Here is a 25,785-nt window from a genome sequence, read left to right as displayed (position 1 = left end):
GGCTACAGCAGAAAGCGCACTTTTCTGGCAGTATAGCCGACTGATACCAGGTCCAACCCTCTGAAAGCGAAGCATCAGAAGATCTCATCTGCTGGGTTTTTGTCATGATGCTCAACGTATTCGGCAATCATGCCATCCGGATGCCGAACCAGCATGTTCCAGCCGGTGGGCACGGCCTTCACCGGATTGATAATCGTTGCTCCGGTGGAAGGCAGATGTTTCTCCCAGGCGGTAATGTCGTTGACCAGGAAAGTGGCCTCGGTGGCGCGAAAAGGCGCCAGGCTTTGCTCGGTTCCGCCGATTAAAAGCACAGAACCTACCTGCGCCAGTTTGAGATCGTATTCGGGATAGTCGAAACGCAACCTGGCCGTCTGCGCGATTAGGTTTTCATAAAACGAAACGGTCTCTTCAAAGCGGGTAATCAGCACGCATCGACGGACCAGGATATTGAGGACTTTCATTACGCCTCCTTCGCCATTGACTGAGAGTTAGCGTAGCAGCCCTGAGGTGGAAAGGAATGCTTAAGCGTTTTGGAGGTATTTCAACAACAGGCGTGGGTAGGCGAAGAAAAAGGGTTTGCGTAGCAGGGAAATATGCGTTTTTTTAACTCGTTACGAAGCGGTGCTGTATTATAACTTTATGATCACATAGGTAAGTCGCAAAATTGATACTGATATCAGATCATTTCCGCCTCGCCTAACAATTTGCATGGTTCGGAATTAAGCGAAAGCTCTGAGTTCAGACCCCTCCACCAACCGCTACCGGTGGTCTGCTGCCTGCAGGCAACCTCAGTTACATTCGCAATGTATCAATGACCGCTCTCAGCGCGGGCGACACATTGCGGTGCGGGTAATAGAGAAATGAACCTTCCAGACGCTGGCTATAACGCTGGAGCACCCGGATAAGTGTGCCCTGGGCTAGATCGTCGGTAATCAGCTCTTCCGGGACATAGGCCAGCCCCAGACCGAGCCTTGCCGCTTTGGCCTCCATATAGCTATCGGCGAAAGCCCACTGTCCCTGAGGCGGGTGGGTGATTTTTTTGCCATCCACATTAAGTTCCCAGGCGTAAAGGCTGCCGTCGCCGAACTGATAAGCGATGCAGGGGTGGGCGACTAAATCGGCGGGCGTTTGTGGAAAGCCGTAGCGGCGAAAATGTTCCGGGGTACCGACAACAGCCATCTCCATATCGGGCGAAATGCGTACCGCAATCATACCACTCCCGACTTCCGGGCCCAGACGCACGCCCGCATCGAATCGCTCCGCAATAATATCGACAAACCGGCTTTCGCTGATCAGTTCCAGTCTGATATCGGGATAGCGGTGTTTAAATACTGCCAGCTTCGGCAGCAGGACTTTATCAATGGCATGCTGGCTGGCATTGATGCGTACCGTACCGGAGGGCGTTTGACGATAGTGGGCCAGCGTGGCGAGTCCCATATCTAAGGCGTCGAAACCGGATTCGACATTGTGATAGAGCTGCTCACCCGCCTGAGTGAGCGACAACCGGCGGGTGGTGCGCACCAGAAGCTGAACGCCCAGCCGCTCTTCGAGTTCGCGAACCGCACGGCTTACCCCGGACTGCGCCAGGCCAAGTCGTTGCGCTGCGGCGGTAAAACTGCCTTCCCGCACCACCTGCATAAACAGATAAAGGTCATTATAGTTTTCCCGTTTCGCCATTCTCCTGCCTCGTCATCCACATGCCATTTAGAACAATATGGTATTAATTTTAGCATTTTTTACCTACTAATCAGAACCATTACTGCTGGCTACACTAAGCGCACGACAATAAAGCAAAGCTGCATTGTCTACTGGAGACTTGCATTGATCACGTTTATTTAGGGGAATTTTGATGACGGTTTTCACCAAAAAACTGACAGCCGCGATACCCGCCATGCTGCTTTGCGCCTCATTAACTGGAGTGACAACGATGAGCTATGCTGAGACAATTAACCCGAATGCGCCTGTTTCACTGATTGAAAAATGGGATAAAACGTTTGCTGAGAGTTTGAAAGTGGATCACCGTAAGGTGACCTTCCAGAACCGCTACGGGATAACCTTAGTTGGCGATCTCTACCTGCCGAAGGATCGCGGTGAACGCAAACTGGCAGCTATTGCCGTGAGCGGTCCCTTCGGCGCGGTAAAAGAGCAGTCCAGCGGCCTGTATGCCCAGACGCTGGCCGAACAGGGGTTTGTCACCCTGGCGTTTGACCCATCCTATACGGGCGAAAGCGGTGGCTACCCACGCAACATGGCCTCACCGGATATCAATACCGAGGATTTCAGTGCCGCGGTGGACTTTCTGGGCCTGCAAAAAGAGGTGGATCGCAACGGTATCGGTTTGCTCGGCATTTGCGGCTGGGGCGGTATGGCCCTAAACGACGCGGCGATGGATACCCGCGTCAAAGCGGTGGCGACCAGCGTCATGTATGACATGAGCCGCGCGATGGGTCATGGGGTAGGCGATGGCAAAGACCGCTACACGACAGCCGACCGCCGAGCGGTACTGCAGTACTTGAACGCGCAGCGCTGGAAGGATGCGGCAAACGGCACTTCCGCCCCCGGTGGGCATGACATATATGTTGATGATAAAGGCAACGTCAGCGCTGCCGATCGTATTTTGCCGGAAACCTTGCCCGCCAACCCCAATCCGGTCCTGAAAGAGTTCTTCGATTATTACCGTATGCCGCGAGGTTTCCATGCGCGTTCGGTTAATTCAACCGGGGCTTGGAATGCGACGATGCCGCTGTCGTTTATGAATATGCCGCTGCTGAGTTACGCCAGCGAAGTGACTATTCCGACGCTTATTGTGACCGGCGAACAAGCCCATTCACGCTATTTTGCCGAAGATGCCTTTAAGGCGATCGGCAGTAAAGAGAAAGCGCTGGTGATTGTCCCTGGCGCAAACCACGTCGATCTCTATGACAACGTCGCGGGCAAAATTCCCTTTGCTACATTCACTCAATTTTTCAAAACCAACCTGCAATAGCTCTCCTGTGCCGGAGACATCCCCAAAGCCGCCTGCAGGCGGCTTTGTTTTGTCGGAGATAAATAATGTCTGGATTACATAACACCCGCGCATACTGGAGCGGCGTCCTGGCGATGACGCTCTGCGTATTTGTGCTCATTGCCTCAGAGTTTATGCCGGTCAGTCTGTTGACACCCATCGCGGGTGATTTACACATTACCGAGGGATTAGCAGGCCAGGGGATCGCGCTTTCTGGCGCGCTGGCGGTATTGACCAGCCTGACGATTTCCCGTCTTACCGGGTCGCTGGACCGTAAATGGCTGTTGCTGGGGCTCACGGCGTTGATGGCGGCCTCAGGATTGATGATTGCCCTGGCGTCCAGTTTCCCGGTTTATATGCTGGGCAGAGCGCTCATCGGGATCGTCATCGGCGGCTTCTGGTCGATGTCGGCGGCAACGGCCATTCGGCTGGTGCCGCAACGCCAGGTCCCCCGCGCACTGGCCATCTTTAACGGCGGTAACGCGCTGGCCACCGTTGTGGCAGCGCCGCTGGGCAGCTACCTGGGGGCCACCGTCGGCTGGCGCGGTGCCTTTTTATGTCTTGTTCCGCTGGCGATGGTAGCCTTCATCTGGCAATGCGTTAGCCTGCCGTCGATGAAAAGCCAGCGCGCACCACAGCGGCAGGGAACCGTGCTGCGTCTGTTCCGCCGCTCGACGGTATCCCTTGGATTGCTGGCCTGCGGGCTGTTCTTTATGGGGCAGTTTACCTTATTTACCTATGTGCGACCGTTTCTGGAGACGGTGACCCGGGTCAGTTCTTCTGGTCTGCCCCTGATATTACTGGCGATTGGCGTCGCTGGTTTTGTCGGCACGCTGCTCATTTCGACCGTTCTGCACGCCCGGTTTTATCTGACGCTGGTGGCTATCCCTTTGATTATGGCTGCGATTGTCGGAGCGCTTTTGCTGGCCGGGCACCATACCGGTGCCGTCACCGTACTGTTAAGCCTGTGGGGCCTGCTGGCGACGGCGGCGCCCACCGGCTGGTGGACATGGATTGCGCGGACGCTGCCCGAAGATGCGGAGGCGGGCGGTGGTCTAATGGTTGCTGTGATCCAGCTATCGATTGCCCTCGGGTCAACGGCAGGCGGCCTGGTGTTTGATAGTCTGGGATGGCACAGCACGTTTGCACTGAGCGGTCTGTTATTGCTGGGCGCGGCAGGGGGGACTTTTCTGCTCTCTGTCAAAATCAGATCATCTCAGCGCACTGCGATTAATGAATTGAATGCATAAGTCAAATCAGGAATGACAGGCTAATCGTGACCGCGTTCTTGTCTTACCATGATGTTTTAACAAGAGGGGAGCTTCACCGTGGAATATTCTGTATTAAGTAACAACCTTAAAATGCCGATGCTGGGTTTTGGCGTTTTTAAGGTGACCGATAAAGCAGAGTGTAAGCAGTCAGTGCTGAACGCCATTCGTACCGGCTACCGCCTTATCGATACCGCTGCCGTCTACGATAATGAAGATGCGGTGGGGGAGGCCGTTCGCGAAGCCATCGCCGAAGGTCTGTGTACCCGTGAGGCGCTGTTTATAACCTCCAAACTGTGGGTCCAGGACATGGCCAACACCGGGATGGCGAAAGCCGGGATTGCCGCGTCCTTAAAAAAATCCGGGCTGGAATATTTCGATCTCTATCTGTTGCATCAGGCGATGGGCGATTATTTCAGCGCCTGGCGCGCGCTGGAAGACGCGTATGAAGCCGGGAAGCTGAAAGCGATTGGCGTCTCCAATTTCTACCCCCATGTGTTAGCTAACTTCTGCGAAACTGTCAGAATCAGGCCGATGGTGAACCAGGTTGAACTGCATCCTTATTTCGCGCAGCCTGCGGCGCTGGAAACCATGAAGCATTATCACGTTCAGCCGGAAGCGTGGGCGCCGTTAGGCGGTGGCAGACATAATCTGTATCAAGAGGCGATGCTGCAGGGGATTGCCGATGCCCATCAAAAAACCATTGCACAGGTCATCCTGCGCTGGAACGTGCAGCGTGGCGTCACGGTGATCCCTAAATCCACCCGCCAGGAGCGTATTGAAGAGAACTTTGCCATCTGGGATTTCTCGCTCACCGCGAGCGAAATGGCGCAAATCGGCGCCCTGGATTTAGGTTACGTTGGCGAAGCGGTGAAACACTTTAACCCTGAATTTGTTCGCGGCTGTCTGGGGGTGAAAATCCACGACTGACCGCGGCACCGATTGGCTCCATCTTCATCTCCCCGCCTGCGCCGCGGCGACGGGCTCGGTATGCTGGTTAGCACCCACGTGTTTGCCGCGACGGTTGTCAATGCGGTAGACGATCGTCACGGGCTGCGGGCCGGCGGGGGTGACGGTCAACTCCCTGACCATTTGGCCAGCGTCGGGCGGCAGGGTCAGCGAGGTTTCTCCCTGAGCGAGCATCTGGCCATTTTGCCTGACCTGCCAGGTCAGGCGGCAATTCTCGCAGGCTGCCCAGGTATCGTTAATCGCCCACAGGCGCACCGTCGCCGGGCTTCCCTGACGCCAGCTGGCGGTCACCGGCTCGATGGACGGCAGGATCGGCTGATAGGCGCGCTGCAGGGCATAGTAACCGGCCTTCGGCTGGCGCAGATAATCCACCACCCCCCAGTTGATGGAGGGCCATGTCTCGACAAACATAAAGTGGAACAGGGCGGTCACCGGCTGATAACGCTGGCGGCGATAGCTCTCCGCCGCCAGCGCCACCAGTCTGGCCTGATATGCCTGGGTGTTTTCAATCATCTCCTGAATATTGTTGCCTCGTGGAATACCGGCAAATTTAAAGGTCTGGAAAGGCTGAAAATTATGGTACTTCCATCGCACCCAGCCGGGGTCGTCAGCGGCGGTCGTTTTCGGCCACAGCAGATGAGCCGGGATAATGGTCTTCAGGGTGGAGAGCCGGGGCAGCGCCTGGGCGCCAAACTCGGTAATAATTCCGGTTTTCGCCGGGGCGAGCAGGTCGCGCAGGGTGCCGAAATACCAGCCTGCCCAGTAGTGCTCTTCGACAGCGGAAAAGCGATGCACGATGCGGGAGGTATCTTCCGCCAGCGCATCGCCCACCCGCTGCGTCAAGGTTTGATTTAAGGTTTTACGCCAGTCGGGGAAGCGTTTTTCCATCCACGGCGAGTTCCACGGCGGCTCGTTGTGGCCGCCCCAGACAATAATCGCCGGTGAATTGCCGAACTGGTCCATCATCGCCCGGGTCTGGCGCACAGCGTTCTCGGCGAAGGCGGCGCTGTCATCGTAACCCCATTGCAGGGGGACATCCTGCCAGATCATCAGTCCCATCTCATCGGCCACCTCATACAGCGCGCGGCCCGCCACGTGGCCGTGAACGCGGATGGCGTTGGCGTTCATCGCCGTGACAAGCCTGAAATCCCGACGGTACTTTTTCCGCGTCATGGTGCTTAGCCATGGGGAGCCAATATAGTTGCTGCCCTTAATGAACAGCCGTCTGTCGTTGATGCGCCAGCCCTGATTATCCGCCAGCGCTTCCACCTTACGTAATCCGGTGCGGGTGACGGCGGTATCCATCATCCCCCGGTTATCCGTTAGGGTGGCGCGCACCCGGTAGAGGTTCGGCTTGCCTGCGCCCACGGGCCACCAGAGCTTCGCGGACGGCATGGGCAGCGAGACGTGCAGGACGCCTGCGGTTTTCTCCAGAGTGACCGCGAAGGCCTGGTGAAAACGTGGGCCGGAAAAATTGTCCGGGGTAGCCGTCAGGCGTAGCGTGACGGGGCCGGGCGTCACAGCCCGATAGCGGATTTCGGCACGCAGCATGGGCTGCTCCAGCCCCTGTTGCCAGTCCGGGCGCAGGATCACCTCGTCGATGGTGACGCCGCGGCTCAGATGGAGCTTCACTGGCGCCCAGATCCCCCCGGAGTTGGCATCCTGCCCCTGAACCGACCAGGCGCCGCCCGGGCGGGTGTCGTGCTGATTCAGGATCCCTTTCATCAGCGTTTTGTGCAGCGGCCAGATCTTTTGCGGGTCTTCATAGGGGCTGTCGACCCGCACGGCGAGCTGATTATGGCGGCGTACGGCCCCGCTGATGTCCACCGGGAAGCGCTGAAAATAGCCCTCGTGTCGGGCCAGCGTCTTGCCGTTGAGCGCCACCTCGGCAAAGTAATCGACGCCGTCAAACACCAGGGTAGCCATGGCATCCGGCGACAGGCCATGCAGGGTAAACTGATGGCGATACCACAGGGCGCCCTGATGATCGTATCCAGCGCTGTACCAGTTTGCCGGTACTCGCAGCGTGCGCCAGTCGCCATCCGAAGCCTGCGCGCCGTCGAAGGCGCTGTCGTTGGCGTCATGCACCCGCCATTGTCCGGCCAGTGACCAGGTCACCGGCGCAGAACCGGCATGCGCCAGCGGCAGGCAAACCATCAGCAGCAGAAGGCGTTTAACGATCACGGAGGACCTCCTGCGATCTGCGATGTAGCCACCGGTGGCAGCCTGTGGTTGCCTCGGCCAGCGCGTCGCGCAGGTCATCTGGCACGGTCTGGCCGGGCGACGTCGCCCGGCTCTCCATTTGCTGGAGCACCCCGGCAAGGCGTTGAAAGCCGAGGGTGACCGCCTCGCCGCGCAGTTTGTGGGCGGTACGGCGCCACGTCTCCCTGTCATTAGTATCAATGGCGTGGGTGAGGGCGATGATCGCAGCATCAAGCCCTTCAGCGAAGAGTCCCAGCAGCTCCTCGACCAGCTCAGGATCGTCTGCGCACTGTTTTAGCAGGTGGGCCTCGTCCGGCAGGCCTTTCTCTTCCTCCAAATCGCTATCTTCCGCTGCGCCGACGCGGGCGATGGCTTCCCGTAGCGCCTCAAGACTCACTGGTTTGGCGATATAACCGTCGAAGCCCATCGCCAGACAGCGCTCTCTATCGCCCTGCATGGCATGGGCGGTCATGGCCATCGCGGGCTGATGTTGCCTGCCCAGCGCCGGCGTCTCTTCGCGCAGCAGACGGATGGCGGTTTCACCGTCCATCTCCGGCATTTGCAGATCGATCAGCAGGAGATCCCAGCAGGCTGCGCGCCAGCGCTCCAGCGCCTCCCGGCCGTTGCTCACCACCTCGCAGCGGTGACCCAACTGCTCCAGCAGCCGTCTGGCGACCTTTTGATTAACCAGGTTGTCCTCAGCCAGCAGGATATGCAGCCCGGTCTGGTCCCTGACCGATTCCGCAACGGGGGCTGGCGCTGTCGCCACCACCGGCGTGGGAAGGAGAATACCGGCGATAACCTGATGCAGTTCGCGCTGCGCCACCGGTTTATGCAGATAGTGGGCGATACCGATGCGCTTAAGCATATTGGCGTCAAAATGGCGGCTCATGGAGCTGAGCATAATGATCTGGCTCTGCCGGGCCTCGGGCAGGGCGGAGAGCTCCAGCGCCAGGGATACGCCGTCCATATCCGGCATCTGCGCGTCGAGCAGGATCAGCGGCCAGGGCGGCCCTTCGGCGGCCCGGCGTAGCGCCTCGCCGGCGTTGTCCACGCAGCTTGGCATCAGCCCCATCTGGCGAAGCATGGTGTCGAGCAGGCGCAGGTTGGTGCTGTTGTCGTCAACCACCAGCACCCGCTGGTTGTTGAAGCGGCTCAGCGGAGCGCTACCGGAGGCCGCGGCGTGCAGGCCTTCCAGCGGCAGGGTGAAGGCAAATTCGCTGCCCGCCCCGGGCTGGCTCTCCACCATCAGCTCGCCGCCCATCAGGCTGACCAGGCGGGCCGAAATGGTTAACCCCAGCCCGGTGCCGCCGTAGCGGCGGGTGGTAGAGCTATCGGCCTGGCTGAAGGCCTCGAAGATCGCCTTTTGCTTCTCCGGGGCGATGCCGATGCCGGTATCGCGTATGCGAAAGCGCCAGCGGCTTTCGTCGTCGGCCGGCGCAATCGCCAGCAGAACCTCCCCCTGATGTGTGAACTTCAGCGCATTACCCAACAGGTTAGTCAGGATTTGCCGCAGCCGGGGGCCATCGACGATCAGCACCTCCGGTACCGCAGGTGAGATGTCCACCAGCAGCTCAATGCCCTTTTCGCTGGCGGCAGGCATATGCGGGCGGATCAGCGACTGGATAAAGGGGCGGATCTCCAGCGGCTCTTCGTCCACCTGCATCTTGCCCGACTCAATGCGTGAGAAATCAAGAATGTCGTTAATAATGTGCAGCAGCGACTGGGCTGAGCTCATCACCAGCGAAAGGTACTCCCGCTGCTCCGCGGTCAGCGGCGTATCGAGGCAGAGCTGCGTCATGCCGAGAATGCCGTTCATCGGGGTGCGGATTTCGTGGCTCATATTGGCGAGGAAGGCGCTTTTCGCTTCGTTCGCCTCGCGGGCCTCCTTCGCCGCCTCAATGGCCAGCAGCTCTGCGGCTTTGCGCCGGGTAATATCCTGCAAGGTGCCGATCACCCGCTCTGCCTGCTGCTGCATGTTGAGGGTGACGATCTGCCCTGAGAGCAGCATCCAGCGCCAGCCCTGCGTCGGGTGCTGGACACGAAGTTCACATTCAAAAACCGGCATATGCTCTTTTTGCGAGGCGATCATCGCCTGTTGCAGGGTAGTGCGATCGTCCTCGTGGACCAGATTGAGCATAAAACTCAGCGGATAGCGCCACTGGGCCCGCGACTGGCCGACCATCGCCAGCAGGGTGTCATTCACCTGCAGGTTGTCGTGGGAGACCTGCCAGTCCCAGATACCGATCTGGATCGACTCCGCGGTGAATAAAAAGTCGTCATGAAGCTGGTGACGCGAGCGCCGGGCCTCGTCAAGCTCGGTGATGTCGGTATGCAGGCTGACAATCCCGCCATCCGCCAGCCGCTGATGCTGAATGTAAATCCGGCGGTTGCCCGACTGGCGTACCTCGCAGTGGTTCGTCTGGCGGCAGTTGCGGATAATCGCCTCGCGCAGCGTCTGTTGCCGGCCTGGGTCGATGTTATATCCGGCATCGATAAACTTCTCGGCCAGGCTCTCAAGAGTGGCGCCGACGGCGAGCCAGGGTGCGATCGTTGGATAAAACAGCGCCACCTTATCATTCCAGGCCTGCAGCCGTTCGCGATCATCGTAGATCATCACCGCTGAGGGCAGGAGGTTGAGGTCGGTACGGTTAGCGGCATGCATGATTACTGGCCAACAGTTTGATAGTGGAGCTCCGCCTGGCGGCGCAGATACTCAAGACCAGGGGCGATCGCCATTGCCCATGCAGTGAGGATCTCTTCATCGCACAGTGGATCGCTGGCGCGGACGGTTTTGAGCATCGCTTCCCGCCAGAGGGCAAAAAACCGCGGCGGTAGACGCAGGCCTTCCTCGCTCTGCTCGCGTGCCAGCCGTTCCAGAAAATCGGGTACGAAGAGGTCGCCGTTGACCGCCAGCATGGCGAAAAAGCTTTTAAAGATCATCTGCTGGCCTTCCTCGCCGGAGCGTTGGGAGAAGTGCTGCTCGGTTTCCGGTGACATATGGATAAAGGTGCTGTAGAAGGCCTGGAAGAAGCGCTGTTTGTCGTGCTCCGGTACGACACGATTCAGACTGGCTTCAAAAAGATCGCGATAAAACTTCATGGTGCGCTCCTAATGACCCGTTCGCCCGGCAGGCAGCGGCGGGGCGGGTTAAATTCGTCCGTCGCGCGGTGGGCAAAGTAGCTGTTGTCATCCGCGAGGCCGTTTTTGAACAACGGCCCGGCGTTGTGTTTGTAAAACAGCGCCTCCAGCACCATAGCGTTAGTGGAGAGGGTGAGGGTGGCGTTGACGTCGCCGGTGGCCTCGACCCGTCCTTCAAACCAGCCGCGCTGCGAGTCGTTAAGATGGGTAGTGACCGCCATCAGCGCATCGGTATACTCGGTTTCCCACAGCGTCCACAAGACAAAGACCGCTTTGGTGGTCACCTGCGCCAGCCGGGGGTAGTACTTCCCGTCGTCCCCGAGCGTATTCCAGGCGTAGCCATTCCCCCAGACGGTGTCTTCCACGTGCCAGGGCGCCTGGGTAAGCGAAAAATCGGCCCGGGCGGTTAGCACTTTATCCTGTGTCCAGCGCGTTTTCTGGCTGAGCCATATCCCTTCCGCCCGTTCGCGCATGGCTTTTTGTACCTCTTCCGGCACGCCGGGCGGCTGCCAGCCGAACTCCAGTCCCGGTAGCATGGCGGGCAGAGTGGAGAGCACCACGGGTTGCCAGGTGGTTCGCGGGTCGCGGTCGTCAACGGCGAGGCGACGCTGATACATAATCACATTCCGCGCCGGGGGAGAGAAGGCCTTGCCGGCAGGGAATCCCCACAGGCGAAACGCGCTGGCGGCGTATTCACTGTCTCCCAGCCGAAGCTCCTCGCGGATCGTCCGCTGGCCGTTCTGCAGTGAGGCGGACCACAGCTCTCCGTCTTTATCGATCACCGGACAGAAGTTCCAGCGCAGGATAATTTTATCAATGTACTCGCCGTACTGCGGCGCGCGTTCGGCGGTGAGCCGCAGGGCGAGCATGAGTCGGGCCATATCTTTTGCTGACCAGCCGCTGGCCGCCGGTTTGCCGCTGAAGTCGACAGGGGTCGCCGTCTGAGTGGAGTATAGCCTGCCCGGCGAACCGCCGTCGGTCAGCGTCAGGCGATTGAGGGTGCCGAGCAGGGGCGTCAGGCGGGCGTCGAATTCCGCTTCCTTTACCAACCCCAGCTCTCTGGCGGCGAGCAGGGCGATAAGGGTGTCGCCCATCTGCCACAGCGTCGCGCGCGGCTGTTTGTCGCTGCCGTTGACCAGGCCGGTTTGCGGCTGGGTATTGTTCTCGACGTACCGCCAGGCGATCTGCGCCCACGTCCGCTCCTGCGGCGTCAGGCTGCTGATACGGGCGGTGGTGTGCCAGCCGCCTTTGGTCAGCCAGCGCCACCCCGCGCCTTCGCGACTGAACAGCGCCAGGGCGATAAGCAGCAGGAGGATGGCGACGGTCAGCCAGCGAGCTAGGGTTTTAAGCATTGCGCGGTCACCGGCGGAAGTTTAACGGGCTCGTCAGCCTTGCAGGCGGCGCACTGGCAGGCCTGGCAGGCGGGTTGGGTGCGCTGCGTGGTTCCGGTCTGTTCGCACCATGTCTTGACGGCAGGGGTATTGCTCAGGAAGGGGCGGTTGCGCGGGCCGTTATTGGGCTCAAAGAGATCCACCAGCTTTTTGTCCCACAGCGACGGCGCGAAATCGCGGTTTTTCGGATTGTCGCTGGAAAACTGCAGCAGTTTGCCTTCTTTTTTAAACAGCAGCGCTTCCAGCATGATGCCGTTATTGTTGGCGGTGAACTCATTGATTGGCCCGTCGCCGTTTTCATACAGTCCCTCGTAATAGCCTTTTCCCGCTTCGTTCGCATTTTCAATGGCGTCCAGCAAACGATCGGTATAGGGCGAGTTCCACAGCACCCACATCCCCATCGCCGCTTTGAGCGACACCGCGGCGCTGTTCGGTACGAACTGGCCTTTGTCGGTTATGGTGTTCCAGTTAAAACCGTCGCTGAACACGGTGTCATAGACAAAGTACGGGGATTTATCGAGCTGATGCTCGGAGCGAGCGGTGAGGATCCCGGTGATGGCGTAGCGATTCTCCTGGGCCTGGTAGACCCGGTCAGCAAAGTTTTTCATCCATGGATGGGAGTACTCGCGCGGGCTATCGTTCCGGTCAGCAGGATTATCAAAGCCAAACTCCATGCCATACAGCACGTAAGATTCACTGACCACATAGTTATGCTGGCTGGTTTGCCGCGGGTCGCGAGAATCATAGGGGACCATCACGCAGTAAATTTCCGCCAGCTCATAAGGCTGGGGCCGGCTGGCCTGACAGGTATTAAATCCCCACAGTTGAAAGCCCGCCGCGCCGTACTCCTCGTAGCCGAGGCGTCCTTCCTGAACGTATTTGGGCTGGCCGTTTTCCAGATAAGCCCCATACAGCGTGCCGCAGGGGTCGACCACATGGCTGAAATCCCACCCCAGCACCACGTTATCGATGCTGTTGCTGTATTCCGGATAGCGCTCCTTGATCACCTTCAGCCAGACCAGCATTCTGCCGATATCCAGCGCCGAATAGCCGATTTCACCCGGTTTATTCTGGTAGTTCACCTTTTGTCCGCTCACGGTGTTATAGGCTTTGTTAGGTAATTCGTTACGGAATAAATCGAGCTTATTCAGCGTGGCGAGAAACTTCAGCATCCGACGGTCGAACTCCGCCTTGTCAATAATTCCCAGCTCACGGGCCGCGGTCATGGCGGCCAGATAGGAGGCGCTGTCCCACATGGTGGTCGAGGGGTATTTGTTTACCGCATTGACCAGCCCGGTGGTGGGCTGAAAGTTGGCGACGAAATATTGCCAGGCATTTCTGGCGATAGTCATCTCCCTCGGCGTCAGCTCCCCGCTACGCGGGGCGTATTCCGCAGCCGGCAGACCGGTCGCGGCCTGCGCGCCGGAGAGTGAGAGCCACAGCGCCATGAGTCCGGCCAGCAGGGGAAAACGGGAAAAATAGGTCAGCTTCATGGCGTTGCTCCTGCTGAGGACGAGGGTAGAGGGGCAGGGCTCAGGCAGGCCAGACACAGCATCTGCCCCCGGGAAATGTAGGCCAGGCTTTCCAGCACGATCGCGTTGGTATCGCCGTCAACAACGTCGTTGACGCTGCGGTTGAGATTTAACCCACGCTGCCAGCCCTTGCCCGGGACCTGCAGCGTCTGGACCTGCTGGCGCAGCGCTTCGCTCCAGCTATTGCGGAACAGGGCGTACCAGGCAAAGGCGGTGCGGGTAGAGGTGATCGCCGCTTGCTCCGGGGTGGCACTGTGCGGGGCGAAGGCGCTCTGCGGCTGCCGGTCCGCCAGCGCGCTGGCATAATCCGGCGCGGGCTCGGCGTAGTCGGTGCTGATCGGCGGCTTGCTGACCCTCAGGCTATGACGGCGCTGCTGGATTTGCATGATGCGCCAAGCGATCTCCGCACTCTGCGCGTCAAAGCCCAGCTCAAGCCCGGTGAGCAGGTACGGCAGGCTGATCAGCGAAGGTTGCCGCCCCCACGGCGTGCGCAGCCCCTCGTCGGGCACCATGATGCCGTCGATGTCGATCATCTGCTGCCCCTGCGGCGGGTTGGTCACCGCCAGCCCCGCGGCGCTGTCGATCAGCCGCAGCGTATGGCTGGCATACAGCCGGTAGCCAAAGCTGTCCCGCGGTTCATCCGCCGCCAGCGCCCAGTGGTGCAGCGGCGCCGCGGCCTGGCTGGCGGTGCTGTTGCTGATGAGCGCGCCGACCCGCCACTGATTAAACAGATCCCGCACCGCGGCGGCGTGCTGAGGATAGCGCCAGAGCAGCGTTTGCAGGGCGGTGAGCAGGCGTCCCATACCGATGGCGGAGGAGTCCGGGTTGCCGAGGATCTGCAGCGTGTCGGCATGGTACTGAGCGGCGGGCAATCCCTGGGCGTTGAGGGGCAGTTGACCGAGCGTAAACAGGGCGGCCGCAATGCGCTCATCGCCTTCGGCGGCGGTCACAATATGCAGCTGCTCTGCGGCGACCACGGCGAAAAGATAGCTGCCGACGCTCCACAGGCTAAGCCAGGGTTCGTCATCGTGCGCATTGGCCAGACCGTTTGGCTGAGTATTATTCACATAATACTGCCAGGCCACTCGCGCCCAGATCGCCTCGTCAAAGGTCAGCTCGCGCGGGGCAGGGAGCGGCGGAAAATCCTGGCTCAACGTCATCCCACCGCTGCTCTCGACGCGCGCAGGCATTTGTTTTTCCACCCATACGACAATCGCAAAACCCAGCAGGAAGCCAATGAGGATGGTGAGATAGCTGCGGGCGGAGAGCAGGGCGTCGCGGATCCTCATCGGCTCGCCTCCTGCTCTTCGGGGGGCGTCCACATGGCGGCGAAAATCAACGGCAGCATGGCGGCAATATTCACCGCGCCCCAGAAAATGTTGATGACGTACCCGGAGGGGTCGTCAACCTCACCGCGCGCCACCTGAATGCCGCCCCATATCAGCCCTGTCAGGGTGAGCAAAACGATGGCAATTTGCGGCTTGACGAGATAGAGAAAACGGCCCGTCTGTCGCTCTTTCGGCGTAACGTGAAATTTGATCTGCTCCCCGCGCAAAACGGTGTCCAGCGCCCGCAGATTCATCGAGAAAAAGGAGAGGTAAGAGGCCCGGCCGTCCCAGGCAGAAATGCCCCAGGTGCCGAACATAAAGGCCAGTTCGGAGACAATAAAAAAGGGTAAAAAGTGCAGATAGAAAGGGGTAGACCACGCCGACACTGGGGGAATGCCGGTGAAGAGATAGATAACAGGCGAGATCAGGAACACGGTGTTCCACACGCAGGCCAGATAGGACCAGAAGGTGGTCGCGTACATCAGCGTTTGCGGCAGCGAGAGTTTAAAGCGGCGTCGGCTGAAGATGTTGTCATGGAACAGGATATCCAGCGATCCGGCGGCATACTTAAAGCGCTGGATCATCCACGTCAGCATATCCTGCGGAGAGAGCATTTTGGACTCGATCCGCGGGTGCATTACTGAGCGCCAGCGGCGAGCAGCGTCGCCGTGCAGCAGGATGGAGGTATAAATATCTTCTGAGACGTGGAACTTATAGGGCGTCAGTTCAGTATCAAAGGCCACGTGGGGGCGCATGGCGTCCTGCAGCGCTTCCCGCGTTACCGGGTCGCGAATATCCCGCGTATGACGGTCGATCTCAGCGTCAACGCTCCAGACGTAGCTGCGCAGTGCCGCCTGCATCACCGCTTCCCGTCGGTGAACGGAGGCGGCACCACAGCAGAACGCGGCGTTAGCCCAGTTACGGCGCCGTAAAATCACGTCGTAAAACATGCGCGGATCGTTGAAAAACGGATCGCGACCGATGGTCACCGGACCGACGATTTTCTGCGCCAGCCAGCCCACCCCGTAGCCTGCGCCGCCAGCTTTACGCCGCAGCCAGCATGCCAGATCCTCCCCCTCAGGGAGATCGAAAAACCACTGCGGGGTCTGCACCCAGGCGACGTCCGGATCGCGAAAGTAGCCGAGCGTGTGGCTCAGCAGGGTTGGGAAAACGCGGGTATCGGCATCACAGATGATCAGAAAGTCGCCATCGGTATGTTCCAGCCCGTTGCGCAGGTTACCGGCTTTATAGCCGATATTACTCTGACGGGTGATGTAGTTCGCCCCCTCCTGCTCGCAGACCGCCTTCATTTCCGGGCGACGCCCGTCGTCAAGGACATGCACCTTATAGTCGAGCGGACCGGGATAGGTCATCTGCATGGCGTCACGGATCGACAGCCTGACCAGTTCCACGTCTTCGGAATAGGTGGCGATAAACAGATCGACTTTAATCGGCCTCGACTCCACCGCTTCATCCGCTCGCAGACAGTCGTTGATCTCCGTCGGGGGGACGCCTGGCGGAGGATCTTTTTCCTGCCATAAATTAATGGTGAACAGAACTGTGCCAATCCACGCCAGGGTTTCCGCCAGCACCAGAGGGATTGCATACCACAGTGCGTCAGTGTTTAAGGACGCGGTCCAGCGCCAGTAAATATAATTGGCACCAAGAACCAGGGCGGCCACAGCGAATACCTGCCAGATCATTCTTACCCAGCTCGGAGTGCTGAGCGGCTCAGGCGGTCGACGATGTTCAAAACGGGAAAAATAAAAATCCATAGCAAGGATATCCTGATTCCGCGCTGAGTTTGAGTGACAGGTCTGTTATCGACCTGGTGCATTCAGCAGGACGCATTATGGCAGGTAAATAACAGTAAAATGAGTGTAGATGGCGGCGTAAAAATTTCAACAGCGTGAATTGAGAAGTGCCTGGATAGCTTAACATAGTGTGATGCATGCAGGGGGAATTTATAAAAAGGGCATTGCAAGATAGCGCATTCTACACTATCTAAATAATTTGTAATAAATGTTGCAGGGTAGACGACAGGATCCTCCATGAGCCAGGTTGCCTCAGCGATTTCGCAAAAAGAAACTGATAAATCAATAGCCTGGCGTTATTCTCTGGCGGGTGAACGCGACCTGCGTATCGACTTTATGCGCGGCATTGCTCTCGTTATGATGGTGGTGGCGCATACGGAAGTGATGTCGATATTTAATATTTTCAGCTGGGAGCGTTTTGGTTTGACCACTGGCGCCGAGGGTTTTGTGATCCTGTCGGGCTTTATGTTAGGGATGCTAAATCGTGTCAGATTACAAAAAGCTGTATTACTGACGGTGGGCTGGGGACTTTATCTGCGCGCATGGAAAATATATCAGGTTAATATTATTATTATTGTCTCTTTTCTTTTGCTGAGATATTTTCCGTTTATTAATGCCTTTGAAGTCACTCACTTTACCGATCGTTTTTCCGGGACCAGCTGGTCGCTCTATCCACTCACCCCGCAAATAAAAGAGACGTGGTTTAACATTATCCTCTATCTGCAGATTGGCCCACACCAAACGCAGATCCTCGGTCTCTATATTTTTCTGTTGTTACTCAGCCCGTTGTTTCTGGGAATGCTGCAAAAGGGTCACGTCTACCCCTTACTGGGCGTCTCGCTGCTGATCTACGGCTGCTGGCAACGCTGGCCGGTACGGGTGACGCCCTGCGAATTTGAATTCGCCTTTCCCCTGCTGGCCTGGCAATTTATCTTTGTGCTGGGAATGTGCTGCGGCTGGTACAAAGCGGAACTGATCTCTTTCGCCCGCACGCCACCCGGCAAAGTCGCCGTCGCGGCGCTGGTGTTCATCGCGCTTATCCTTGCGTTTGTCGCCCAGAACCATACCAATCCTTTTATGCCGCCCGCGCTGCTGATGCACGTGATCCCTCCGGCGGAGTTTAACGCCTTTTATCATACCTGGGCGGCGAAAAACGGCCTCGGGCCGGTACGGATCCTCAATGATATCAGTCTGATGGTCACTATTTATCTGTTATTGACCTGGTGTTGGCGTCCCCTGAACTGGCTGGCTGGCTGGTTCCTGATCCCGCTCGGGCAGCGTTCGCTCTACACCTTCATTTTGCATGTTTATATCGTGCTCGCCGTAAGCCAGTTGGTCACCTTCGATCTGTGGCACCAGGCGTGGATAGTGAACACCTTGATCCATGCCGCCGCGCTGGGCGTACTGTGGCTGATGGCCAAATACCGCGTCGCCGCACGCTGGATACCTAACTAAGGAAGGGCAAATGCGGGAGAAGTATATGCTGGCCTGCGCGCTATGGTGCGCCATCGCAGGTGCGGAAGGAGCAGAGAAGAACGACGCACAACCGCTGCGTGATAAAAATGGTGAACCGGTGCAGGCCGGCGTGTTTACCAGCCGCTGGGGACGGCTTTTTTCCGGGAATGACAAGGTGTTTTCGGGAGCGCTGAGCTTTAGTTCGGGTTTAAAAGAGCAGTGGATGACCGTCCCCAACAGCTCAGACAGCGCAGAACAGAAGAAAAAATATAATCAGACGCTGAACCTCAGCCTGCAATACTCGCCTTACAGCTTCTGGTTCGCCAACGTGACATCCCGTTTACCGGTGACTGATACCAGCCGCTATACCGCCGATTTTCGCTATAGTTTTGGCTACGACGACTGGCATGCCAATACCGTCAGCCTGGTTTACAGTAACTATGGCGATAACCACTTCTGGACCTCAGGCAGCAAACGTCACACCTATTTTGAGCAGGGAGCCATCACTCTGGCATATAAATTTTCCCTGCCGAAGCCCATGGAGAATACGCTGCTGATCAACAAAGGCGACGCCATCATGTGCCAGGTGGGCTACAGTTGGGTGCCGCGTTATTACGATCTGGAGAGTGACGATATACGCAAAAACAAAAACGTACTGCTCGGGGGGTGCGGATATACCTTTAAGCAACATTTCTTTATCCGTGCGACGGCGTTCTGGTACCCCGACAGCAGCCAGCAGCAACCGTGGAATGGCGACTACAGCTACAGCTTCGGTTACGCGGGCTATACGCCAGGATCGTTCTCTGTGCAGTATGCCAACTATGCCGGTACCCGCTATCCGGGGCACGACAGCGGCAGCGGCAAGTTTCGTGAAGGCACGATCAGCCTTATCTGGTTCTTGCCGATTTAGGAGGCGCGATGTCGGCACAGCACGTCCTGATTGTTGAAGATTCGCTGGTTTATCGTCGGCTCTTGAGCCGAATGTTGACGCAGTGGGGCTATATCGTCAGTGAGGCGGAAAACGGCGTCGCCGCGCTGGCGATCCTCGAAAACCAGCCCGTCAGCCTGGTGATTAGCGACTGGGAAATGCCGGAGATGAATGGCCTGACGCTGTGCCGGGAAGTTCGCCGTCGCCAGTTTGGTCACTACGTTTATCTGATATTGCTCACCGCTCGCGAAAATCCGGGCGATTTAACGCAAGGGTTTGCGGCAGGGGCCGATGATTTTCTCAGTAAGCCGGTGGAGCAGAGTGAACTGCGGGCGCGACTGCACGCCGGGGCGCGGATCCTCTCCCTTGAAGCCGACCTCGCCGCGCGCAATACGCGGCTAAGTGAAGCGCTGCGGCAGATTGAACAGGATCTGGAGCTGGCGGCGCGCATTCAGCAGTCGGTTCTCCCGGCTCATCAGCTGTGCTATCAGGGTTTTTTCTCCGACTGGATTTTCCTGCCGTCGGCCTGGGTATCGGGGGATATTTTTAATGTTTTCCCGCTGGGGGAGCATCTCGGATTTTACTGCGTGGATGTCTCCGGGCACGGCGTGGGGGCGGCGATGATGTCGCTTGCCGTCGCCCGCCAGTTTCTACATGGCAGGGCGGTTGAGCGTTTTCTTTTCTCTGCTGATAACCAGCCGGCATCACCTGCCGAGGTAGTGCAGATCCTGAATGGTCGTTTTTGTAGCGACGAGGCAGAGATTGTCAGCTATTTCACCCTGATCTATGGCGTCATCGACCTCACAACCGGTGAGGGGAAACTGTGTCAGGCCGGGCATCCCACGCCGTTTATCGTCACCGTTGATGGAAGTGTGCGCTCGGCCGGTAGCGGTGGGGCGCCGGTGGGGTTGATAAACCATCTCTCATGGGCAGATGTCAGTTTCTCGCTGGCGCCAGGAGAGCGGCTTTGCCTGTTCAGCGACGGTATCACCGAATGTGAAAACCGGAGCGGTGAACAGTTTGGCGAAGCGCGTTTACAAGCGTGGCTGCAGGACAGTGTGACGCAGCCGCTGCCCGCGCTGCTGCCGCGGTTTGCCCGGCACTTGATCCACTGGCGCAATGGCGACGCGCAGGAGACCCAGGCGATGGCCGATGATGTTTCACTCTTGATTATTGAACGTACAGGGGACAGTGATGAAAATTGAAACCGAACGGCAGGCCTCGGTGACGATCCTGACGCCGGCGGTGCGTCGGCTGGATGCTTCCGTCGCAGTAGCCTTTAAATCGGCAATCGCCCAGGAGATAGGCGAAGCGCCCGGCGATCTGATTGTTGATTTCAGCGAAATTGATTTTATCGACAGTAGCGGTCTGGGAACCCTGGTTTCTCTGATGAAGATGATGAACGGGAAAGGGGAGATGACGCTGTGCGCGCTGAATCCTGGCATCCGCAATATGTTCACGCTGACCCGTATGGATCGTATTTTCCGCATTTGCGAGGATCGCACCTCGGCACTTGCGCAGTTAAATGAGTGACGTGCCCGTGAATAGCAACATGATGTTTCCTGCCGAACTCACCTCGCTTTCACCGCTGGCGGAGTGGCTTGCCCAGCAAATGGCTTCGCTGCCTGTCGGGGAGGAGTGGCGTTTCGCGCTCGATCTCGCCGCTTGTGAAACGGCAACGAATATTATTCGCTATGCGCTGCATGAGGATCGGGAAAGTCGTTTTGGTGTGGAGTTTAGGGTCGCGGACCGACGGGTGACGCTGCGCTTTACCGACGCGGGGGAAACCTTTCCCGCCGAGCGCCTGGCGCTGGCGCGTGGTAATGAGCATTTCGATGTCGATCCGTTAGCGGAAAGCGGTAGAGGCTTGCGGCTTATTCTGCGTGCGGTGGACTTTTTTGACGTTGAAATGAATGCAGGGAAAAATATTACCACCCTGATAAAAGCGTTGCCTGATCCCGCTGTTAATTATTCAACCGACAAAAACGGCGGTTGAGAAAAAGACGTCATCCGCCTGGCGGATAACAGGCATGCTTTACCCGCGCATACTTATTGTTGTGCCTGCGCAGTAGACTGCGCGCCCAGATGACGAGGGCGGATAGCATCAAATGTCATCATCGCCGATTTGCAGAAAATGCATTTCGCACCAAAGGGATTTTTTTCCGTCACATCAAACTGGGACGTTCTGTACTGGGAGCCATGGCAGCATGGGCATCTAAAATGGATATGTTCAATCATAATGTAAACCTTGTATGGGTAATGTTCTGTTGAAAAGACAAAGGTCGTTTTCAGGAAAATTAACGCGGCTGATTTTTGTTAGTGGTAAGCCGGGTATGGCGTCAGTCGGAGGGCTTTATTAACGAGCCAACAGGGATCTGACAGAGCCTGTTTACAGAAAAAGCAAAATACTAACGGGACTGCTCAAAGGAAGGTGGTATCAGGGATAACGCCTGGAGATGAGAACGCGTACTTAGATAATAACTTTTTGTCTGGTAAATCGACTTAACGATTAACGCACGAGCCGCAAATAATAGCAAATATTATTTTAGCCTTCCGGATGCCTGCTGTGCCAGGGGAGGCTTTATCAGCGCCGTCACCCAGTCGATAAATACCTGTACCCGGGCAGAGAGCTGCCGATTACTGGGATAGAGCAGGGAGAGCGGGAGCGGCGCAGGGCGAAAATCGGCCAGCACTTCCGTTAACGCGCCCGACGCCAGATCGGCCTCAAGGCGGGGCAAGGGGGCCTGATACAGGCCAAAGCCAAGCCTTGCCGCTTCGGCGCCGACGTCGGCATCGGAGGTCAGCAGCCGACAGGGCAAACTGACCTCGCTCTGGCGGCCATCCTGGGTAAAGCTCAGCGGCAAGGTACGTTGCGTGCGCGATGAAACAAACCCGATCATCATGTGGCCCGTCAGTCCTTCAATCGTATGCGGGGTACCGTACCGGGCGAGGTAGGCCGGACTGGCGCAGGTGATTTCCTGCAGCCTGGCGAGCGGCCGGCAAATCATCTCGCTGTCGGGGAGATGGCCGCCGCGAATGACGCAGTCGACCCCTTCGCGAACCAGATCGACGTCGCGCTCGCTTTCACCGATCTACAGCGTAATGGCAGGATAGCGGGCGAGAAACTGTGGCAGCGCGGGCAGCAGCAGGGTTCGCGCCAGATTGCCCGCCACGTCCACGCGGATAATACCGGCAATGCTCCCCCCGGCGCTGCGGTTGGCCTCCTCAAGGGCCGCCAGAATAGCCACGCAGCGCTGATAATACAGCGAGCCCTCCGCCGTCGGTCGTACGTGCCGGGTGGTGCGCTGCAGCAGCCGCGCCCCGAGACTGGCCTCCAGCGCCTTAATGGCCGCGGTCGCCACCGGCCGGGAAAAACCCAGATCCGCGGCGGCGGCGCTGAACGAGCCCCGTTCGACGATGCGCACGAACAGGGTCAGGGTATCCAGTTTATCCATGGCATTGTTCCAGCTGGCAAAACAATCCTGTCGCGCAACGCGGTCTTATCGTCGGCATACAGAAGCCTATAATCGCTCATGTTTTCAGCAGAGTAAAAAGGGGGAAACATGAACAATAGCGCAAAAATTGCCCTGGTGACAGGCGGCAGTCGCGGCCTGGGGCGCGCGACCGTTGAAGCGCTGGCTCAGCGCGGCGTGAATGTGGTATTGACCTATAACGCGCATTTTGCCGAGGCGAATGAGGTGGTTAAACGTGTTGAAGCACTGGGCGCCCGGGCGATTGCGTTGCCCTTCAGCGCCGGCGAAACCGATACCTTTGACGGATTTGTCAGCGCCTTTCAGGAGGCGCTGGCGGAGCTGGGGGCCGATCGGTTTCATTACCTGGTGAATAACGCCGGCAATGCCAGCGGCATGGGTTTTCTTAACGCCACGGAAGCGGAATTCGATGCGCTGTATCGTATCCACGTGAAGGGCGTTTTTTTCCTCAGCCAAAAACTATTGCCGCTGCTGGCCGATGGCGGACGGATAGTGAATGTCTCGTCCGGGCTAACCCGTATCGTGATGGCGAACCGGGCGCCCTATGCGATCATGAAGTCCGCGGTGGAAACCCTGACCCGCTATATGGCGTTTGAGCTGGGCAGTCGCGCAATTACGGTGAACTGCGTGGCGCCCGGCGCCATCGCCACCGATTTCAGCGGCGGGGTGGTGCGGGATAACCCGCAGGTCGCTCAGGCGGTGGCGAACATGACGGCGCTGGGGCGACCGGGGGTGCCAGAGGATATCGGGCCGATGATCGCCTCGCTGTTATCCGATGATCATCGCTGGGTGAATGCCCAGCGCATTGAGGTTTCCGGGGGAATGCGGATCTGAAGCGAGGGGACTATCCGGCCAACGTTTTGCTGAGTTGAGTCAGTAAGCTGCTGCGGGAACGGCTGATCAAACAGCGCCGTGCCGGTGGGAAGGAAAGCACCAGCGCGGCGATGGCCAATTCCCTTCGCCAGAGAAAACGCTTTCTCTACAGGCCGTTATTCCGCCAGCAGGGCGGCGAATTTCGCCAGCCACTGCGGGTGAGCCGGCCAGGCGGGGGCGGTGACCAGATTGCCGTCAACATGCGCCTCGTCGATACCAATATCCGCATAGTGCCCGCCGCTCAGGCGCACTTCCGGAGCGCAGGCGGGATAGGCGCTGCAGGTGCGGCCATGCAGAATACCGGCGGCGGCCAGCAGCTGTGGGCCGTGGCAGACGGCGGCGATAGGTTTACGCGCGGCGTCGAACGCCTGTACCAGTTTAATAACCTCCTCATTCAGGCGCAGATACTCCGGCGCCCGGCCACCGGGGATCACTAGCGCGTCATAGTCCTCGGCCTTCACCGCGGCAAAATTGGCGTTCAGGGTGAAGCGGTGCCCCGGCTTTTCGCTATAAGTCTGGGCGCCGTCAAAGTCATGGATCGCGGTCATGACATAGTCGCCAGCGGCTTTATCCGGGCAGACGGCATCGACCTGGTGGCCAATCATCTGCAGTGCCTGAAAAGGGACCATCGTTTCGTAATCTTCGGCATAATCGCCGACCAGCATCAGGATCTTCTTGCTCATCATTTTTACTCGTTGTGGAAGAAAGGTGTCTTAGATATAGCCTGGCGATCCGCAGAATGCGACCCCCTCAGGATGCCGAAGACGGTAGCGTGTGCATCTTGCTATCGGGGTCATGTTTTTTCTGGTAGCGACAACTTTTGCCGACATCGCCGTGTGGTCAGTCACCCGGGAAAATAGCCTTTTTCAACTACTGACGGCTGTCTGTGGTGGAAAATATCGCGGGTTCCGCAGGCCTGTGTGCCAGGGCTGTTGACGGTTCAGCGTGGACGAAAACAGGAGAAGTGGCTTAAATGCGTGCCTGATCTGCTAACGATGATATCAATTATCTCATGACAATATTATTCACGGGAATTGTCGCTATCATATTCATTTAATCTATTTTTTTATCGCCTTGATGATATGTGATGTGAACATTCATGTGTTCAATGTTAATTGAAGGTGTTGGCTCTGAACTTTATATTTGGCTGTAAATCATTCATTGTCGTTACTAATAAAATAATTTTGTTTGCCTTGTGAATGCATTAAAGAAATATTCTTGTTAAGTTGATCGATAATCTGTTTTTGCTCTATTATCATCCGGTTTTTATCGTCAACTCTTCAATAATTATTCCTTAAGGAAAGGAACTGCTATGGCTGATACGTTCCAGAATGAAGTCCCCAGGGCGCGCATTAATCTCAAATTATCTCTTCATACCGGCGGCGCGCAGAAGAAGGTCGAACTGCCGCTGAAGCTGCTTACCATTGGCGATTTTAGTCATGGTAAGGAAAACCGGCCTTTATCGGAAAGAGAAAAAATCAACGTCAATAAAAATAATTTTAACAGCGTACTTTCGGAATTTAGCCCGGAAGTTAACCTCTCGGTGCCGAATACGCTGGCCGGCAATGGCGAAGAGGAGAACGTCAGACTGCGTTTTACCGACATCAAAGATTTTGAACCGGAGCAGGTTGCCCGGCAAATTCCGCAACTCCGTGCCATGCTGGCGATGCGTAATTTATTACGCGATCTCAAATCCAATCTGCTCGATAACGCCACTTTCAGAAAAGAGCTTGAGGCAATCCTGAAAGATCCGGCGCTGTCCCAGGAATTACGCGACGAAATGAGTGCGCTTGCCCCGAAATAAGTGCGGGGCAAGTCTGTTAATGGATTAACCGGGAAAATGCTAATGTCTGTTACCACAGAAAACGCCCCTGTTCAGGGGCAAACCACGCTGCAGGAAAACAGCGCGGGCGAGGGCGTTTACGCCTCGCTGTTTGAAAAAATTAATCTCACCCCGGCGTCTCGCCTCGGGGATATCAACGACTTTCTGGACGATGCCGCGCTCTCCGAGGCGCCGGCGGCGGAACGTCTCACCGCGGCGATGCAGGTGTTTATGGAACGCATCCGTCAGTCCGGCCAGCGGGTGGAAAAGCTCGACAAAACGCTGATCGACCACCATATCGCCGAGCTGGATTTCCAGATAAGCCGTCAGCTGGACGCGGTGATGCACCATCAGGAATTTCAGCAGGTCGAATCCCTGTGGCGCGGCCTCAAACAGCTGGTGGACAACACCGACTATCGGCAGAACGTCAAAACGGAGATCCTCGACGTCGCCAAAGACGATCTGCGCCAGGACTTTGAGGACGCGCCGGAGCTTATCCAGAGCGGCCTCTACTGGCACACCTATACCGCGGAGTATGACACTCCCGGCGGCGAGCCGATCGGCTCG

Annotated in this window: 22 protein-coding genes and 1 pseudogene; 11 read left to right on the top strand and 12 right to left on the bottom strand. The window is 57.6% G+C overall.

The genetic code is table 11. The features are described from left to right. Nucleotides 1-74: 74 nt before the first annotated feature. The gene (locus HMPREF3096_RS08335) at nucleotides 75-461 is read right to left on the bottom strand and encodes a VOC family protein (RefSeq protein WP_012542004.1); all 387 of its coding nucleotides are present in this window, start codon (nucleotides 459-461) and stop codon (nucleotides 75-77) included. Nucleotides 462-792: 331 nt separating this feature from the next. Next, entirely contained in the window at nucleotides 793-1,677 is an 885-nt protein-coding gene (locus tag HMPREF3096_RS08330; protein WP_008805214.1) for a LysR family transcriptional regulator, read from the bottom strand. Between the two features lie 172 nt (nucleotides 1,678-1,849). On the opposite strand from HMPREF3096_RS08330, the gene HMPREF3096_RS08325 reads away from it, so the two are divergent. From HMPREF3096_RS08325 to HMPREF3096_RS08315, 3 genes are all read left to right on the top strand, one after another. Beyond that, nucleotides 1,850-2,986 carry an alpha/beta hydrolase gene (locus tag HMPREF3096_RS08325; RefSeq protein WP_032730159.1) on the top strand — a complete coding sequence of 379 codons (1,137 nt, stop codon included), beginning with the start codon at nucleotides 1,850-1,852 and terminating at the stop codon, nucleotides 2,984-2,986. Nucleotides 2,987-3,051: 65 nt separating this feature from the next. Then, on the top strand, nucleotides 3,052-4,254 hold the full coding sequence (locus tag HMPREF3096_RS08320) for an MFS transporter (protein ID WP_032730160.1): 1,203 nt from the start codon (nucleotides 3,052-3,054) through the stop codon (nucleotides 4,252-4,254). Between the two features lie 78 nt (nucleotides 4,255-4,332). Further along, complete coding sequence (locus HMPREF3096_RS08315) at nucleotides 4,333-5,202, top strand: aldo/keto reductase (RefSeq protein ID WP_032730161.1); 870 nt, start codon at nucleotides 4,333-4,335, stop codon at nucleotides 5,200-5,202. A 24-nt stretch (nucleotides 5,203-5,226) separates the two neighbouring features. Here the strand turns inward: HMPREF3096_RS08315 and HMPREF3096_RS08310 are convergent, their stop codons facing one another. Genes HMPREF3096_RS08310 through HMPREF3096_RS08280 form a run of 7 tightly spaced genes read right to left on the bottom strand, consistent with a single transcriptional unit; the run spans nucleotide 5,227 to nucleotide 16,610 of the window. After that, complete coding sequence (locus HMPREF3096_RS08310; protein WP_008805210.1) at nucleotides 5,227-7,425, bottom strand: glycoside hydrolase family 2 protein; 2,199 nt, start codon at nucleotides 7,423-7,425, stop codon at nucleotides 5,227-5,229. After that, nucleotides 7,415-10,108: a hybrid sensor histidine kinase/response regulator gene (locus HMPREF3096_RS08305; RefSeq protein ID WP_032730162.1), complete on the bottom strand. Its 2,694-nt coding sequence runs from the start codon at nucleotides 10,106-10,108 to the stop codon at nucleotides 7,415-7,417. Before HMPREF3096_RS08305 ends, HMPREF3096_RS08310 begins: the two co-directional genes overlap by 11 nt. A gap of 2 nt (nucleotides 10,109-10,110) precedes the next feature. Next, entirely contained in the window at nucleotides 10,111-10,545 is a 435-nt protein-coding gene (locus HMPREF3096_RS08300; protein WP_008805208.1) for a globin family protein, read from the bottom strand. Continuing rightward, the gene (locus HMPREF3096_RS08295) at nucleotides 10,542-11,936 is read right to left on the bottom strand and encodes a DUF3131 domain-containing protein (protein ID WP_008805207.1); all 1,395 of its coding nucleotides are present in this window, start codon (nucleotides 11,934-11,936) and stop codon (nucleotides 10,542-10,544) included. Before HMPREF3096_RS08295 ends, HMPREF3096_RS08300 begins: the two co-directional genes overlap by 4 nt. Then, on the bottom strand, nucleotides 11,921-13,468 hold the full coding sequence (locus HMPREF3096_RS08290; protein ID WP_008805206.1) for a DUF3131 domain-containing protein: 1,548 nt from the start codon (nucleotides 13,466-13,468) through the stop codon (nucleotides 11,921-11,923). The genes HMPREF3096_RS08295 and HMPREF3096_RS08290 overlap by 16 nt, the downstream gene beginning before the upstream one ends. Next, the gene (locus HMPREF3096_RS08285; protein WP_070544387.1) at nucleotides 13,465-14,796 is read right to left on the bottom strand and encodes a DUF3131 domain-containing protein; all 1,332 of its coding nucleotides are present in this window, start codon (nucleotides 14,794-14,796) and stop codon (nucleotides 13,465-13,467) included. Before HMPREF3096_RS08285 ends, HMPREF3096_RS08290 begins: the two co-directional genes overlap by 4 nt. Continuing rightward, nucleotides 14,793-16,610, bottom strand: a complete 1,818-nt coding sequence (locus HMPREF3096_RS08280) for a glycosyltransferase (protein WP_004179513.1) — start codon at nucleotides 16,608-16,610, stop codon at nucleotides 14,793-14,795. The genes HMPREF3096_RS08285 and HMPREF3096_RS08280 overlap by 4 nt, the downstream gene beginning before the upstream one ends. A 276-nt stretch (nucleotides 16,611-16,886) precedes the next feature. Here HMPREF3096_RS08280 and opgC point away from each other — a divergent pair, with 276 nt between their 5' ends. From opgC to HMPREF3096_RS08255, 5 genes are read left to right on the top strand one after another with little or no spacing between them, the layout of a single operon-like run. Further along, nucleotides 16,887-18,104: an OpgC domain-containing protein gene (gene opgC / locus HMPREF3096_RS08275; RefSeq protein WP_012541994.1), complete on the top strand. Its 1,218-nt coding sequence runs from the start codon at nucleotides 16,887-16,889 to the stop codon at nucleotides 18,102-18,104. 10 nt (nucleotides 18,105-18,114) lie between these two features. Then, a complete protein-coding gene (locus tag HMPREF3096_RS08270; protein WP_023297472.1) occupies nucleotides 18,115-19,014 on the top strand; it encodes a hypothetical protein in 900 nt (299 codons plus the stop codon). 8 nt (nucleotides 19,015-19,022) lie between these two features. Further along, nucleotides 19,023-20,237, top strand: coding sequence for a PP2C family protein-serine/threonine phosphatase (locus tag HMPREF3096_RS08265; protein ID WP_023340013.1), 1,215 nt, complete (start codon nucleotides 19,023-19,025; stop codon nucleotides 20,235-20,237). Then, nucleotides 20,227-20,565, top strand: a complete 339-nt coding sequence (locus tag HMPREF3096_RS08260; RefSeq protein ID WP_012541991.1) for an STAS domain-containing protein — start codon at nucleotides 20,227-20,229, stop codon at nucleotides 20,563-20,565. Before HMPREF3096_RS08265 ends, HMPREF3096_RS08260 begins: the two co-directional genes overlap by 11 nt. Next, nucleotides 20,558-21,028: an ATP-binding protein gene (locus HMPREF3096_RS08255; RefSeq protein ID WP_032730164.1), complete on the top strand. Its 471-nt coding sequence runs from the start codon at nucleotides 20,558-20,560 to the stop codon at nucleotides 21,026-21,028. The genes HMPREF3096_RS08260 and HMPREF3096_RS08255 overlap by 8 nt, the downstream gene beginning before the upstream one ends. Nucleotides 21,029-21,081: 53 nt before the next feature. Here HMPREF3096_RS08255 and HMPREF3096_RS28950 read toward each other — a convergent pair whose 3' ends face one another. Both HMPREF3096_RS28950 and HMPREF3096_RS08250 read right to left on the bottom strand, forming a co-directional pair. Then, entirely contained in the window at nucleotides 21,082-21,270 is a 189-nt protein-coding gene (locus HMPREF3096_RS28950) for a cold shock small protein YmcF (protein WP_008805199.1), read from the bottom strand. Between the two features lie 302 nt (nucleotides 21,271-21,572). Further along, nucleotides 21,573-22,487 (bottom strand): annotated as a pseudogene (locus HMPREF3096_RS08250) (LysR family transcriptional regulator). Nucleotides 22,488-22,595: 108 nt separating this feature from the next. Here HMPREF3096_RS08250 and HMPREF3096_RS08245 point away from each other — a divergent pair. After that, nucleotides 22,596-23,357, top strand: a complete 762-nt coding sequence (locus HMPREF3096_RS08245) for an SDR family NAD(P)-dependent oxidoreductase (protein WP_032730166.1) — start codon at nucleotides 22,596-22,598, stop codon at nucleotides 23,355-23,357. Nucleotides 23,358-23,512: 155 nt separating this feature from the next. On the opposite strand, the gene HMPREF3096_RS08240 is transcribed toward HMPREF3096_RS08245, so the two are convergent. Then, entirely contained in the window at nucleotides 23,513-24,079 is a 567-nt protein-coding gene (locus HMPREF3096_RS08240; protein ID WP_077264163.1) for a DJ-1/PfpI family protein, read from the bottom strand. 629 nt (nucleotides 24,080-24,708) lie between these two features. Here HMPREF3096_RS08240 and tssB point away from each other — a divergent pair. Next, nucleotides 24,709-25,200 (top strand): type VI secretion system contractile sheath small subunit, encoded by a 492-nt coding sequence (gene tssB / locus HMPREF3096_RS08235; RefSeq protein ID WP_004176434.1) that lies wholly within the window; start codon nucleotides 24,709-24,711, stop codon nucleotides 25,198-25,200. 42 nt (nucleotides 25,201-25,242) lie between these two features. Beyond that, nucleotides 25,243-25,785 (top strand): type VI secretion system contractile sheath domain-containing protein (locus HMPREF3096_RS31380; RefSeq protein WP_029497583.1); only part of this gene is annotated, 543 nt, incomplete at its 3' end.

The sequence above is a fragment of the Klebsiella sp. HMSC25G12 genome, from assembly GCF_001807705.1.
Classification (GTDB): Bacteria; Pseudomonadota; Gammaproteobacteria; order Enterobacterales; family Enterobacteriaceae; genus Klebsiella; species Klebsiella variicola.
The sequence above is the reverse complement of the archived record's forward strand: the minus strand, read 5'-3'. Positions and strand labels throughout refer to the sequence as shown.